12 protein-coding genes and 1 pseudogene are annotated in these 14,138 nt (G+C 71.3%); 6 read left to right on the top strand and 7 right to left on the bottom strand.

Annotated elements, in window-relative coordinates:
- Positions 1-99 precede the first annotated feature (99 nt).
- The 3 genes from ACYVLJ_RS24600 to ACYVLJ_RS24590 are packed head-to-tail and all read left to right on the top strand — an operon-like array spanning position 100 to position 3,204.
- Positions 100-1,386: an MFS transporter gene (locus ACYVLJ_RS24600; RefSeq protein ID WP_460440495.1), complete on the top strand. Its 1,287-nt coding sequence runs from the start codon at positions 100-102 to the stop codon at positions 1,384-1,386.
- Between the two features lie 34 nt (positions 1,387-1,420).
- Positions 1,421-2,167, top strand: coding sequence for an SDR family NAD(P)-dependent oxidoreductase (locus ACYVLJ_RS24595; RefSeq protein ID WP_460440494.1), 747 nt, complete (start codon positions 1,421-1,423; stop codon positions 2,165-2,167).
- Positions 2,164-3,204: an MBL fold metallo-hydrolase gene (locus ACYVLJ_RS24590; RefSeq protein ID WP_460440493.1), complete on the top strand. Its 1,041-nt coding sequence runs from the start codon at positions 2,164-2,166 to the stop codon at positions 3,202-3,204. Before ACYVLJ_RS24595 ends, ACYVLJ_RS24590 begins: the two co-directional genes overlap by 4 nt.
- 71 nt (positions 3,205-3,275) lie before the next feature.
- Here the strand turns inward: ACYVLJ_RS24590 and ACYVLJ_RS24585 are convergent, their stop codons facing one another.
- The 4 genes from ACYVLJ_RS24585 to ACYVLJ_RS24570 all read right to left on the bottom strand — a co-directional run bounded on the left by ACYVLJ_RS24585 (position 3,276) and on the right by ACYVLJ_RS24570 (position 6,345).
- Positions 3,276-3,542 (bottom strand): hypothetical protein, encoded by a 267-nt coding sequence (locus ACYVLJ_RS24585; protein ID WP_460440492.1) that lies wholly within the window; start codon positions 3,540-3,542, stop codon positions 3,276-3,278.
- Between the two features lie 43 nt (positions 3,543-3,585).
- The gene (locus ACYVLJ_RS24580; RefSeq protein WP_460440491.1) at positions 3,586-3,852 is read right to left on the bottom strand and encodes a transposase; all 267 of its coding nucleotides are present in this window, start codon (positions 3,850-3,852) and stop codon (positions 3,586-3,588) included.
- Entirely contained in the window at positions 3,813-4,181 is a 369-nt protein-coding gene (locus ACYVLJ_RS24575) for a transposase (RefSeq protein WP_460440490.1), read from the bottom strand. The genes ACYVLJ_RS24580 and ACYVLJ_RS24575 overlap by 40 nt, the downstream gene beginning before the upstream one ends.
- A 664-nt stretch (positions 4,182-4,845) precedes the next feature.
- The gene (locus ACYVLJ_RS24570; protein WP_460440489.1) at positions 4,846-6,345 is read right to left on the bottom strand and encodes an LCP family protein; all 1,500 of its coding nucleotides are present in this window, start codon (positions 6,343-6,345) and stop codon (positions 4,846-4,848) included.
- 485 nt (positions 6,346-6,830) lie between these two features.
- On the opposite strand from ACYVLJ_RS24570, the gene ACYVLJ_RS24565 reads away from it, so the two are divergent.
- Positions 6,831-7,193, top strand: a complete 363-nt coding sequence (locus tag ACYVLJ_RS24565; RefSeq protein ID WP_460440488.1) for a hypothetical protein — start codon at positions 6,831-6,833, stop codon at positions 7,191-7,193.
- 48 nt (positions 7,194-7,241) lie between these two features.
- Here the strand turns inward: ACYVLJ_RS24565 and ACYVLJ_RS24560 are convergent, their stop codons facing one another.
- The 3 genes and pseudogenes from ACYVLJ_RS24560 to ACYVLJ_RS24550 form a co-directional block, all read right to left on the bottom strand.
- Positions 7,242-8,741 (bottom strand): FtsW/RodA/SpoVE family cell cycle protein, encoded by a 1,500-nt coding sequence (locus ACYVLJ_RS24560; protein WP_460440487.1) that lies wholly within the window; start codon positions 8,739-8,741, stop codon positions 7,242-7,244.
- Positions 8,742-9,786: 1,045 nt separating this feature from the next.
- A pseudogene (locus ACYVLJ_RS24555) lies at positions 9,787-9,924 on the bottom strand (cell division protein FtsW); the annotation flags it as partial.
- A 223-nt stretch (positions 9,925-10,147) separates the two neighbouring features.
- Positions 10,148-10,507 carry an ArsR/SmtB family transcription factor gene (locus tag ACYVLJ_RS24550; RefSeq protein WP_451985834.1) on the bottom strand — a complete coding sequence of 120 codons (360 nt, stop codon included), beginning with the start codon at positions 10,505-10,507 and terminating at the stop codon, positions 10,148-10,150.
- 286 nt (positions 10,508-10,793) lie between these two features.
- Here ACYVLJ_RS24550 and mgtA point away from each other — a divergent pair, with 286 nt between their 5' ends.
- Together mgtA and ACYVLJ_RS24540 are read left to right on the top strand one after the other, a co-directional pair.
- A complete protein-coding gene (mgtA, locus tag ACYVLJ_RS24545) occupies positions 10,794-13,376 on the top strand; it encodes an HAD family hydrolase (protein WP_460440486.1) in 2,583 nt (860 codons plus the stop codon).
- A gap of 41 nt (positions 13,377-13,417) precedes the next feature.
- Positions 13,418-14,137, top strand: coding sequence for an MgtC/SapB family protein (locus tag ACYVLJ_RS24540; protein ID WP_451985830.1), 720 nt, complete (start codon positions 13,418-13,420; stop codon positions 14,135-14,137).
- Position 14,138 lies beyond the last annotated feature (1 nt).

The raw sequence follows: 14,138 nt of genomic DNA, 5'->3' as shown, positions 1-14,138 counted from the left end.
GCGGCTGACCCCGCGGCAGCCGAGCTGCGAAAGCGCAAAGGAGCGCCGATGCCGACACCATCGCTTCCCGATCAGGATCGAGTCGCCAGACGAGCGGGCGTGGCCGCCGCCGTCGGGACCGCCATCGAGTACTACGACTTCGCGATCTACGGCTACCTGGCCGTCGTGCTGGCCCCGCTGTTCTTCCCCGGCCAGAACGGACTGCTCGGGGTGCTCAGCACCCTCGGGGTCGTCTCCAGCGGTTTCCTGGCCCGGCCGATCGGCGGGCTGATCTTCGGCCGGCTCGGCGACCGCCGCGGCCGCAAGACCGTCCTGATGACGACCGTGACCCTGATGGGCGTCGCCACCACGCTCACCGGGCTGCTCCCGACCTACGGCAGCGCCGGCATCGCGGCCCCCGTCCTGCTGACCGCGCTCCGCATCCTGCAGGGGCTCTCCGCCGGCGGCGAAATCGGCGGCGCCGCCTCACTGTCCACGGAGTCGGCCCCCGCGCGCAGCCGGGGGCTGTTCGGCTCGGCCACCGCCATCGGCATCTCCCTCGGCCTCGCCACGGCCGCCGCGTCGGTGGGCACGCTGAGCGCGTTCACCTCGGCGCAACAGCTGAGCAGTTGGGGCTGGCGCATCCCCTTCCTCATCGCCGCGCCGCTGCTGGTGCTGGCCGTGCTCTACCGCATGCGGGTGGAGGACTCGCCGCTCTTCCTGCAGATGGTGCGGGAACAGGCGCCTCCGAAGGCCCCGGTCACCGAAGTGCTGCGCCAGCACAAAGCCGGCCTCCTGCGCCTGGTCGGCATCGCCTACTCGACGCAGACGACCGGCGGCATCGCCTCGGTCTACCTCCTGGTCCACCTCTCCGCGGTGCTGCACTACCCGCTGACCGGCGCCCTGTGGCTGATCGTCCTCATCGTCCTGATGCCCTTGGCGATCATCCCGTGGGCGGGTTCGCTGAGCGACCGCTTCGGCCGCCGTCGCGTGCTGACCGCCGCCATGGCGGGCTTCGTGGTGCTCGCCGTCCCCTGTTTCTGGGTGATGCAGCAGGGATCCCTGCCGCTGGCGATCGTCGCCGCACTGATCCTGAACGTGCCGTTCAGCGTCCAGCAGGGTGTCGTCTACGCCCAGTACGCCGAATTCTTCCCGACCCGCGTGCGCTACACGGGCGTGTCCCTCGGCTTCAACATCGGTGGTGTGCTGGGCACCGGGATCGTGTCGCTGGTGACGACCTGGCTCGTCTCCACGACCGGGATCACCATCGCCCCGGCGTTCTACATCATCTTCGCCGCTCTTGTCGGCCTGCTCGTGGTCGCGACCATGAAGGAGACCGCGTCCTCGAAACTGTCGGGCCGCCCCCGGGACGACAGCCCCGCGGAGAAGTCGGGGTCGCCGTCATGACCGGCGGAAACCACTTCACCACCGAGGAGACCGCGTGCGACGCTTCGACAACCGCCGGGTGCTGATCACCGGCGCCACCGGCGGGCTGGGCACGGCCATCGCCACCCGCCTCGCCGGCGAAGGCGCATCCCTCGCACTCAGCGACGTCGACAAGGACGCCTGCGCGGAACTGGCGGCCCGCCTCGACGCCGACACGCTGACGGTCACGCTCGACGTCGCCGACGAATCCGCTTGGCGGACCGCGGTGCTCGCGGTGCAGGAGCGCTGGGGAGCTCTCCACGTCCTCGTGAACAACGCCGGCATCGGCAGCACCGGCACGGTCGAAACCGAAGGGAAGGACCGCTGGGACCAGGTCGTGTCCGTCGACCAGGCGGGCACCTGGCTCGGCATGAAGCACGCCGGCCCCGCCATCGCCCGCGCGGGCGGCGGAGCGATCGTCAACGTCGGTTCGATCCTCGGGCACACCGGCGGCCTCGCGAACAGTTTTTCCTACGCCGCGGCGAAAGGCGCGGTGCGCTCGATGACCATGAACGCCGCCCTGCACTGGGCCACCGCCGGAGTCCGCGTCAACACCGTCGTCCCCGGCTTCATCGGCACCCGGCACCTGCTGGAGCGCTTCGAGAACACCGAGCGCCACGCCGCGATGCTGGCCAACACCCCGATGGGCCGGCTCGGGCGGCCGGAAGAAGTCGCCGCGGCCGTGGCCCACCTCGCGAGCGACGACTCCGGCTACACCACCGGATCCGACCTGTACGTCGACGGCGGATGGAGCGCCCGATGAGCACCCGCGCACCGACGCCGGACGGTGAGAATCCCGACTGGAGCGCCCCGGGCATCTACGAGGTGGCCGACGGCGTGTACCGGATTCCGCTGCCCCTGCCGGGCGACGGGCTCCGCGCGGTCAACGTCTACGCCGTCACCGACGGCAGCGAACTGGTCCTGATCGACTCCGGCTGGGCGCTGCCGGAGTCACGGAAACTGCTCGCCGACGCACTGGGCGCCCTCGGCGCGGGACTGGGCGACGTCCGGGAGTTCCTCGTCACCCACATCCACCGCGACCACTACACCCAGGCGGTCGCGCTCCGGCGCGAGTTCGGCACCAAGGTCTCCCTCGGGTCGGGCGAACGCCCCAGCCTGCGGATCGTCGCGGACGCCGCCAAGGATCCGATTCGCACCCAGCTCGACCTGCTCCGCCTCGGCGGCGCCGAACACCTCATCCCCAGCCTGACGGCGGTCATGGACGACGAGGAGGCGGAAATCTGGGAACAGCCCGACGAATGGCTCAATCCCGGCCACCGCCGCGTCCTCCCGAACCGGGAGTTCGCCGTCGTCGCCACCCCCGGCCACACCGAGGGCCACGTCGTCTTCGTCGACAGCACCGCCGATCTCCTGTTCTCCGGCGACCACATCCTGCCCCACATCACCCCGTCCATCGGGTTTCAGGCGGCCCCTCCCGACCTGCCGTTGAAGGACTACCTGGAGTCCCTGCGCGTGGTCCGCGCCATGCCCGACCGGCGCCTGCTACCAGCCCACGGCCCCGTTTCCGCCAGCGGCCACGCCCGGATCGACGAACTCCTGGCCCACCACCGGCAACGGCTCGACCTGATGCTCGCTCAGGTCCAGGCCGGAGCCGGCACGGCCTTCGAAGCGGCGACCCGCATGAGCTGGACCAAACGGAACCGCCGGCTCGCCACATTGGACCCGTTCAACCAGATGCTGGCCGTCCTGGAAACCGGCGCGCACCTGGACTTGCTCGCACAACAGGAAAAGCTCAAGTTCGGCGATACCGGTGGCGTGCGCCGTTACGAGAGCACCTGACCCGGCTTTGGCCGGCCATCTTCGGGCCGGTCCGCGTCGCCACCGGCCCATCGGCCACGACCAGCGCCACCTCAGCTATGCCGCTGCCGGGACCCCGCGCGCCGTGTCGTAGAGCCAGCTCCGGAAGTCCGGTGAGCTGGTGTAGACGGTCGGGGCCTCGCCGGGGTCTGCGCCGCCGCCCGACTGCACGTACCGACGAGCTGCGGCACGGTGTCCGTCATCTTAACGGCCGGGCCGCCGGAGTCACCTCCGCCGGGACCGTCCGTGCCGTACGGGTTGTCGGTGCAGATCTTCCCGGCGGACTGCTGCGCGTCGGCGCACCTGGCCGCCGGAAGCACCTGCGTGTTGAGCTGCTGCAGCCGGGTCGGCAGGTTCGAGGTGTCACCGCCGTTTGCTGTGCCCGATCTGATCGGCCGGCTCGGGGATCACTGCGGTGACGTCGCGGTCATGCAGATGCCGACGGATCGCACGCAACGAATACGCCTTGTCGCCTCGAAGCCGATCAGGCCGGGTGCGGGCGCGACCACGCCCCGCCCGACGGATCGCCAGGTGCCGCACCAGGTGCGGGAACATCGGTGCGTCCCCGGCCTGGCCAGGCCCGACCAACGTCACCAGCGGCCGGCCGTTCCCGTCGACGATGTGGTGCACCTTGGTGCTCCAGTCGCCGATCGCATGATCAGGCGGCTCGGCACGCAGATCTTGTAGTTCGACCCAGCCCCCTGTGGGGCGGGTGATGTTGGTGGCGTGCGATGCGCCCGCGCAATCGTGGCATCCACCGACACCGACCAATCCACCAAGCCCGCTGCATCCGCCTCGGCGTGCAAGCGCTGCAGGACGGTGTCCCAGGTGCCGTCGCCGGCCATCCGGCGGTGCCAGGTCCAGATCGTCCGCCACGGACCGAACACCTCCGGCACGTCCCGCCAGGCAATCCCGCACCGATACCCGGCAGATGATCCCTTCGACCATCGAGCGGGCATCGGAGAACGGTCGTCCTTGTTTCTCAGCCACCAGACAAAACCTTACGCCAGCCCACCTGCAGAAGTCGGTAGTTATCGGCGCGGACCGGCGGCGCATGGGGGCGCCGGATATCCCCCAGTCGGGTGTTCATGATCTGCAATCTCGTCACGGACCGCCGTCGTGCAGGTTTCACCGGCGCGTGCGGTTGTCGGGACCGCGCGGGGACCGGAGTCCTCACCGACGGCTGGGGAGCCGGAGGGCACCACCAGGGGATGCGGCGTGCCGGGCTCGCGTAGGGGGCGAGCCCGGCCCACCGCCTGGCGTGACGGCGACGAGCGCTCAGCACCGAGGATCTTGGGCGCCCCGAGCGGGCACTCCCAGCATTGACCCGAGGTCGTAACAACCGGCAGCGCTCGGTCGACATCGGCTCTGCGGCCTCCGCCGCGGGCCTGGGACCGGCGGCAGCTTTCCTCCCCCGAGACCGCCGCCGCCCCAGGCTCTTTCCGCAACCTCACCCCGACATCGCAGCGTGCCCGCGCGTGGGTACGACGCGAACGCGGGCTTCCAGGCACCGGGAAGTCCTGCGCGGCCGCCGTCCCCACTCGACAGCGGCGGCCGGCGAGCAAGGCAACAGCCGGCGACGAGCGCGAGGGCAAGGACACGCGCGAACCGCGTTCGGAGCGATCAGTTGACGCAGGGAATGCCGCTGCCGTCGACCGTGCCTCCCTGCGGCCCGGCGGCCGGGGGCGGCGCGGCCGGGGACGTCGGCACGGCTGCCGTCGCGGTGGCTGCGGGAGCGCCGGCTCCGTGCGGGCCGAGGGCTGCTGGCAAGCTGAACCCAGTGCCGAGGATGATCCGGAGGCGGCCCTGGGGAAGGTGGGAGTCGGCGGTGACCGGCAGACCGCCCAGCAGTGACGCCGCGGTGGCCGCATCGTCCTTCGCTCCCGCGCCGTACGCGACCGACGATGCGGCGGCGGCGGAATTGGCCAGCTGTCCGGTGTGGAACCCGTACGGTGCCAGCGCCGTCGCGACGGTCGAGGCCAGCCCGGGCTTACCGGTGGTGTTGCGGACGTCGATCGTGGCCGATGCCTTGGGCTGCGGGGTCGCCGGCGGCGGCGCCGCGATGCCGAACGCGGCCCGGACCGCGGCGCGGACCTGCCCGGTGTCGACCCTGTTCACGTCCTGGCCGTCGACCTTGTCGTACCCGGCGATCGGCAGGGTGGTGAACTCGAGGTTGCCGCCGGTGAGGTTCTGCGCCTGCTGCGCGAACGCCAGAATGTCCCACCCCGACGAAATCACCACGTCCTTCTTCGCGGTGTCGATGAGGTCCTGCAGCTTGCCGAGGTCGGTGAACGTGCCGGCGCTGCGCAGCTTGTGCGCGGCCGAGGCGATGAACGCCTGCTGCCGGTGCGTGCGGTCCAGGTCCCCGTTGTCCAGACCGTGCCGCTGCCGCACGAACGACAGCGCCTGTGACCCGTTCAACGTCTGGTGGCCGGCCGGGAAGTCCGCGCCCGAGTAGCTGTCCTTCACCGGGTGGTTCAGGCACACTTCCACGCCGCCCAGGGCGGTGGCGAGGTCGTAGAAGCCGGCCAGATTGATTTCGGCGAACCGGTCGATCGGCACGTCCAGGAAGTTCCGGACCGTTTCGAGGGTTTTCTTGCGGCCGGCTTCGCGGCCCTTGTGCTCGAGGTCGGCGCCGGAGACGCCCTGCTTGGCCAGATTCTGTTCGGCGTAGAACTTCGCCAGCCCGTACGCCTCTTTGATCTTGGCGTGGGTGTAGCCGGGAATGCCGGACACGGGCACGTAGTCGTCGCGCGGGATCGACACGGCGGAGACCTTGCCGCCGTCGCCGGGGATGTGCACGAGGATCAGCGTGTTGGTGTTGTAGCCGCCCTCGGCGCCGTCCCCGGCGTGGAGCTGGTCGAGGATGTCCTTGGGCAGCTGGTTGCCGTCCTGGTCCTTGCGGGAATCCAGACCGATCAACAGGATGTTCTGGTCGCTGCCGATGGACTTCGGGCCGTTGGCGTCGAGCGCGTCGGAGGTGTTGAGGCCGTTGACGAGGCTGGTCAGCATGGTCGAGGCCACCCCGGTGCCGGTCAGCACCAGCACCGACGCCAGCCCGACCGCGACCCGGCCCACGACCAGGGCCGGACGCCGCCGGCGACGTGCCGCGGCCGTGGACACGGCAGCAACGCGTACCGTGCGGGCCTCCCGGGCCACGGGACGATCAGCCGCTGTGGGACGGGCGGTCACCGATCGCTGCGGGGTGGGCCGGCGACGGGCGGACGGCGTCGATCGCTGCTCGTGATCCACCTGTCAACCCCCGTCGCCGCGCTCGGAGCTGACCTCCGGTCCTGTTGGGACACTCCAGTACGCCGCGCGCGGCGCCCCTGCCCGGGACCTGTGCCGCGCGCGGCGCTTCGCGACCGTACCCGGAACGTGCTGAGGGTTTGATGAGTGAACGCCCTGTGAATTCCGCGCTGTCTCGCAACCGATCCGGGCAAACCGGAGCGTCTCAACGTCCTCTCAACGACTCGGTCGCACACTCGGTTCGAACACTCGCCCGCAGCGGACAGGAAACCTCCCGATGGTCGAACGCGACAGTCACGGGCCGGCCGAGGGCGGAAGGGCCTGTGGTGAATGAGTTCCGCCGATGCGCGGCGCTGTTGGTGGCCCCTGGGATCACGATCAGCCTGCTCACCGGATGCGGTGCGACGCCCGGCACGGGCTCGGCCATCGTCCGCCGCGACTGCGGCGCCGACCAGCATCCGGCTCCGGTCGTCGTGCGGGTCGATCCTCCCCGGCCCGACCTGTGTTTCGCGGGCGGCGTCGGTGCCGTGGTCATTCCGGCCACCGTGGTCACGGTGTTCGAGTCCGGTGCCTACACCGCGTGCGTCGGCCGGGAATCCTGGAGTACCTGCCTGGACCCCGGGCACCGCGTCACGCTCGACACGACGATCACCGATGTCGGGATCTGCCCGGCCGGGGACTGGTCCGGCTGTCTTGACCGACTGCCCCCGGCCGGACGGTGAGCTCGCCGCCCTGGGGCAAGGCGCGACCGCGCTGCCGTGCGTGGGCGGTCACGGCCCGGGCGTCCCGTCCTCGGCGCGGCCGGACCAGGAGCCCGGTGGGGCGCTGACCAGCACGGTGTGCGCGTCGGCCAGCGGGGCCTGGCGTGGCCGGGACGCCGCCGGGACGGCCGCGGGCCGGCGGGCCGTGTCGGAAATCCGCATCAGCAGGGCCACGAGGATGTAGTTCGCCAGCAGCGACGAGCCGCCCTTGGACAGGAACGGCGCGGTGATCCCCGTTTCCGGGATCAGCTTCGTGACCCCGCCAACGACGACGAAGATCTGCATCACGACGGCGAAGGACAAGCCGACACCGAGCAGCTTGCCGAACGTGTCCCGCACCGACAGGGCCGCCCGCACGCCACGCATCGCCAGAATCAAGTAGATCATCAGGATCGCCGCGAGACCGACGAACCCGAGTTCCTCGCCGATCGCGGCGGTGATGAAGTCGGTACTGGCCTCGGGCACCATGTCCGGCCGGCCCGCGCCGAGGCCGGTGCCGCCGACCCCGCCGGTCGCGATCCCGAACAGCCCCTGGGCCAGCTGGTAACCCCCGCCGGGCTGGTCGTAGGTGGCCAGCGGATCGATCCAGTTCATCACGCGCTGGCGGACGTGGTTGAACAGCAGGTACGCGAGCACGCAGCCGGCCGCGAACACGACGAGCCCGAGCCCGACCCAGATCCCGCGCTCGGTGGCGACGTAGATCAGCACGAGCACGATCCCGAAGAACAGCAGCGCGGCCCCGAGCTCCTTCTCGAACGCCAGGATCGCCATGCAGCCCAGCGCGGCGATCAGGATCGGGCCGAGGTCGCGGGCGCGCGGCAGTTCGACGCCGAACACCTTCTTGCCCGCCGACATGAACAGCTCGCGCTTCGTGACGAGGAACGACGCGAAGAACACCAGCAGCAGAATTTTGGCGAACTCGCCGGGCTGGATCGACAACGGGCCGAGCTTGATCCACACCTTCGCCCCGTTCACCTCCGAGATCGAGCTGGGCAGTACCGCCGGCAGCGCGACGGCGACGATCCCGGCCAGTCCGGCCGTATACCCGAACCGGGCCAGCCGCCGATGGTCCTTGACCACGATCAGCACGAGCAGGAACAGCGCCAGCGCGAGGACGGTCCACAGGACCTGCTTCGGTGCCTCGGCCGCGACGGTGTCGTTGTTCTGGGCGGCTTTCGCGGCCTGCGCCAGATCGATCCGGTAGATCATCACCAGCCCGATCCCGTTGAGCAGGGCCGTGCACGGCAGGATGAGCGGGTCCGCGTGGGGTGCCCACCGGCGGGCGGCGAAGTGGGCGATCGCGAAGATCGCGAAGTACCCGAGCCCGTACCACGCCACGGCCGCGGTGAGCTCGTGGTCCTGGTTGCTTTCCACGAGAACGAAAGCGCACACCACGATGACGGCGGCGAAGACGAGCATCAGCAGCTCGGTACCACGACGCGTCATGGACTGCCGGGACGGCGCTACGGGCGGGCTGCCCGTCACCGTCCTTTTCGGACGGGGAATCATCGATCCCGAGAACCTCACCGGAGCCAGCGGACGTGGTGTCCTGTGTGGACATACCTGAACGGCCCGGGCGCACCTGCATCGTCACGAAGAACACGGACAGCCGGAGCCGAGCTGGTTCCCGATCCTAGGCACCGTTCGCTGGCAAATCGCTGAGAAGCCGAGCGACGCCGCCGGATCAGATCTGCCTGCACGGGATGTCGGAGTTTCGCCGAGGTGATGAGAGGCGGTGATAGCCGTCGGCGGTCTCCCAGCCCGGCTGGCCGTGTCCGTGCACGAGCAGGACCGGCGAGAGGGCCTTGCGTCCAGCAGCTCCAGGCGGCCGGCCCGCAGGATGTCCGCGGCCTTGCGGCACGTGACTGCCGGCAACCGGCATGACGAGCGCGAAGCCCGGCCCGGTGCGAGTCCGGCCAGCAGGACCAGCGCCAGTGTGGACAGGTTCATCGGCGCGCTCTCTCCGGAGTGTCGTCACACGGGGCCGGAATCGCCAGTTCAAGCAGGAAGAAGGATCGAGCGGATGCGGGCGGTGGTTCCGAGGCGCAGCGCGGTCAGCTCGGCGCGCCGACGCGTCGCGGTTCGGGGCACGGCGGGCCGGACACCGGCTGGACAGTGCCGGTCATGCCGCGACGCACTCGGCGAACATCGGCGGAGCCCCCGTGAGCGGCGCCGAGCACGAGCAATCCGAATACGCCGAGCACGACGTGGTCCGAGGCGAGGCAAGTGACGCACAGCACCGCCCACACGACAAGCCTCATGCCCTGCGGTCCACTTCGGACATAACGCGCTCCTCACGGTGATCCCCGGGAACAACATCCGCGCGTGGGGGCGTCAGCGGTCCCGAGACGCGCGATCGTATCCGCTTGGTGCTGGCAAAACGCTGAGAACCCGAGCCGGCATCCCCCGGTCGGTGCGCACTACCTGGGCGGCCGCCCGCTGCCACGCTCGCCGGTCGGCACGACCGGACGACGATCGGTTCGCCCACGCCGCCGTTCGCTTCGTGGCGGGTTGCGTGGTGCCGAGAGCCCCGGGGCGGGCAGGCGCAGGAGCCGGCCCCGAGGAGCAATGCCGCGAACAGCCGCTTCGGCGCGCCGGCGAACCACAGCAGGGCCATCAGGACGATCCCGAGCGTGATCGTGCCGCCGAAGTTCGGCTGGGCCATCACCAGCGCGAACATCAGCAGGGCCGAGGACGCCGACAGCACCATCACCGCGCCGAGCAACGTCAACAGCCCGCACAGGCACAACACCAGGTGGAACGACGTCGGCGGACGAGAAAGCCACCCGAACACAGCCGTGCACCCGGCCACCGCTCCCCTCGGCCACCACGTCCGCCGCCCGGCTGTCGATCGGTTCCCGTCGGACCGGCGTCGGGAGACGCTCAGATGTGTCCTGATAGGACACTGAGAGACCTCAGGCGCCCCGGGTACGGCGCGTCCGGGGTGAACCGGCGCGGAGTTCCTGCTGGTGCCGGACGGCGAGCTGGACGATGTCGGCGACCTGGGGGTCGTCGATGGAATGGATCTGGTGCTTGCCGTGGCGGCGGGCGCGGACGAGGCCGGCGAGCTTGAGCTTCCCGAGGTGGTGGCTGACGGTGGCGACGCTCTGGCCGGTTTCCTCGGCGAGGGTGCCGACGTCGCGTTCGCCGTGGGCGAGCAGCCACAGCAGGTGCAGCCGGACGGTGGCCGACAGCAGGCCGAAGGTGACGGCGGCGTCCTGCAGGAGGTCCGGCGGCAGGGGGGCGGGTGGCGGGGGGTCGGCTGGCGCGGGCACGGGGTCATCCTTCCGGGTCTGCCCCGAGTCTGACGTAAGACCCGTCACTTCGACAAGTGTTTGACTGTTGTGGGCGGGTGCGGTGTACTGGGTCCGGCCGTCGCCCGCCGGGCGATGTGGTCTGTCCAGGTGGAGGGGAGGTGAGCCGGGTGACCGGCGAAGGAAGTAGTCGCCGCGACCGCGGGGACGTCCGGCCCGCCCCGGCCACGCTGGGGTAGGACCTGGTCCGCGTGGTCGTGCCGCTGTCGTCTCGCACAGCTGTGACCTCGATGGACAGGACCTCCCCATGACCCCTTTCCCCGGCGTGCCGCCCGAGCTGGGCGACGCACCCGTCATCACGGTCTTCCGCCGGCTCGAGAGCTCGCCGAAAGGCCTCACCGAAGCCGAGGCCGCGGACCGGCTCGGCCGCTACGGCGACAACCACCTCGATCCGGTCGTCCCGGCCGGGGCGGTGCGGCGTGCGTGGACCGCCGCACGCAGCCCGTTCGTGGCGCTGCTGGCCGGTCTCGGCGTGGTCTTCGCAGTGGTCGGCGACGGGCGTGGCGCGGTGACCGTGGCGGTCATGGTGGCGCTGAACGTGCTGCTGCGGTTCTGGCAGCAGGCGCGCTCCGAGCGGGCGGTCGGTGCGGTGCGGGCCCGGGTCACCACGACGGTCACCGTCCGGCGCCGGGCCGGCGCCGGGTTCCCCGGCACCGAGCGCGAGGTGCCGACGGCCGATCTCGTCCCCGGCGACGTCGTGCTGCTCGGCCCGGGCGACGTCGTGGCCGCGGACGTCCGGGTGGTCGCGGCCGCCGACCTGGTGGTGGACCAGTCGGCGTTGTCCGGCGAGGCGCTGCCGGTCGCGAAGCGGCTGCCCGCACCGCGTCGAGGACGACCGGCCTCGTCGCCGGATCTCGTGGACGCGCCGGCGGTCGTGTTCGCCGGCACGTCGGTGGTCGGCGGCACCGCGACCGCGGTCGTGGTCGCCACCGGCGCCGGGACCTGCTTCGGTTCCCTGGCCACGCAGGCCGCGGCCCCGCGCACGGAGTCCAGCTTCGACGCCGGGGTCCGCCGGGTGGGCTGGACACTGGTGCGGTTCATGCTGGTGATGGTGCCGATCGTGCTGGTGGTCAACGGCACGGTGACCGGGAACTGGGCGCAGGCGGCTATGTTCGCGGTCGCCGTGGCGGTCGGGCTGACGCCGGAGATGCTGCCGGTGATCGTCACGACCAACCTGGCCCGCGGCGCGGCCGCGTTGTCGCGGCGGCAGGTGATCGTCAAGCGGCTCAACGCGATCCAGGACCTCGCCGCGATGGACGTGCTGTGCGTGGACAAGACCGGGACCCTCACCGAGGACCGGGTGGCCTTCGCGCACAGCATCGACCCCGACGGCCGCCCGGACGGCGAAGCCGCCGAGTACGCCGGTCTCGCCGTGCACTTCCAGGCCGACCAGCACGACCGGCTGGACGAAGCGATCGTCGCGCAGCTGGCCGAGCCGGACGACGACCTGGTGACCGAAGCGCTGTTCACCAAGGTCGGCGAGCTCGGTTTCGACCACGCGCGCCGCCGCGCCACCGTGGTCGTCCGCCGCGCGGAGACCCACCTCCTGGTCACCAAGGGGGATCCGGACGAGGTCCTGCCCCGCTGCGGCCACGCCCGCCGCGCCGGCGACGTCGTCGAGCTGACCGGCGCCGCCCGCGCCGAGCTGGCGGATCTGGTCCGGGCCCACACCCAGCACGGCATGCGGCTGCTGGCCGTCGCGGCCCGCGAAACGCCGGCCCGGCCCGGCCGCTACACCGAGGACGACGAGACCGGGCTGGTCCTGGTCGGGTTCGTCGGGTTCGTCGACCCGGTGCGCGAGGACGCGGGCGAGGCCGTGGCGAGGCTGTCCGGGCACGGGATCGCGGTGAAGATCCTGACCGGCGACAACCGGCATGCCGCGGCGCGCGTGGCGGAGCAGGCCGGGGTCCCGGTCGGGGAGGTCGTGCTCGGCGGCGACGTCGAGTCGGCCGACGACGCCGATCTGCGCGCGCTCGCCGAGCGCACGACGGTGTTCGCCAAGCTCACCCCCGCGCACAAGGCGCGGATCGTGGCGGCGCTGCGGGCGAACGGCCACGCGGTCGGGTTCATCGGCGACGGCGTCAACGACGTCAGCGCGTTGCGGACCGCCGACGTCGGCATCGCCCCGGACACCGCGACCGACGCGGCGAAGGACGCCGCCGACCTGGTGCTGCTGGAACGCGACCTCGGCGTGCTCGCCTGCGGTGTCGCCGAGGGCCGGCGGACGCTGGGCAACACGCTGAAGTACGTCTACATCACCGCCGCCTCCAACTTCGGCAACGTGCTGACCGTGCTCGCGGCGAGCGCGTTCCTGCCCTTCCTCCCGATCCTGCCGATCCAGCTGGTGGTCGCGAACCTGCTCTACGACCTCGCCCAGCTCGCGCTGGCCTGGGACCGCGTCGACGAGGAGTACCTGAGCGCGCCGCGCCGGTGGGACGCGCGCGGGCTGACCCGCTTCATGCTCGTGTTCGGCCCGCTGTCCTCGGTGTTCGACCTGTCGACGTTCGCGGTGCTGTGGCAGGTGTTCGGCGCCGGCACCGACCCGTTGCTGTTCCAGACCGGCTGGTTCGTCGAAGGCCTGCTCTCGCAGCTGCTCGTCGTGCTGGTCCTGCGCGGCCGGGGCGCGCGCCCGGCACGTGTGGTCGTGGCCGCGGCGGCGGCCGCCGGGTTGATCGGTCTGCTGCTGCCGATGTCCCCGCTGTCCGGGCCGCTGCTGATGCGTCCGCTGCCGGGCGGCTACGGGCTGTGGCTGGTGCTCGTGCTCGCGACCTACGCCCTCGCCGCGCAGCTGGTCAAAAGGCGCTGTGCCCGCCGCCGCCCCGCCTGGTGACGAACCCCTTTCCTGCTTGACCAGAACGAGAGTGAGCGCAGATGACGACTGCGGAGATGCTGCTGCGCCTGGGAGCCGGTGTCGGCCTGGGCACGGTGATCGGGTTCGAGCGCCAGTACCGGGCCCGGATGGCCGGGTTGCGCACGAACGCGCTGGTCGCGGCCGGGGCGACGTTGTTCGTTCTGCTGTCCGCGCACGGGTTCACCGGCGCCGGCGCCGATCCGACGCGGGTGGCGGCGCAGATCGTGTCCGGGATCGGGTTCCTCGGCGCCGGGGTGATCCTGCGCGAGGGCCTGACCGTGCGGGGCCTGAACACCGCGGCCACCCTGTGGTGCTCGGCGGCGGTGGGATCACTCGCCGGCGCCGGGCTGTATGCCGCCGCACTGGCGGGCACGGCGGTGGTGGTGACGGTGAACGTGGCACTGCGCCCGCTCGGGCGCGTGGTCGACCGGCGCCCCGACACCCGCACCGAAACTCCCGCCACGTACACCTTCCGCGCGGTGACCCGCGACGACGCCGAGGCACACGTGCGCAACCTGCTCGTGCAGTCGTTGTCCCGCACGGACTTCGCGTTGCAGTCCATCGAGAGCCTCAACGCCGCCACCGACGGCCAGGTGGAGGTGCGGGCCGCGCTGTCGGCCGAGCAGCGCGACGACAAGCAGATGGAGTCCGCGGTCAGCCGGCTTTCCCTGGAGCCCTCGGTGACCAGCGTCCGCTGGCAGGTCACCACCCCCGACCACGACGACACCGAGGACAGGTGAA

Source organism: Amycolatopsis stemonae (genome assembly GCF_054781455.1).
The sequence above is the reverse complement of the archived record's forward strand: the minus strand, read 5'-3'. Positions and strand labels throughout refer to the sequence as shown.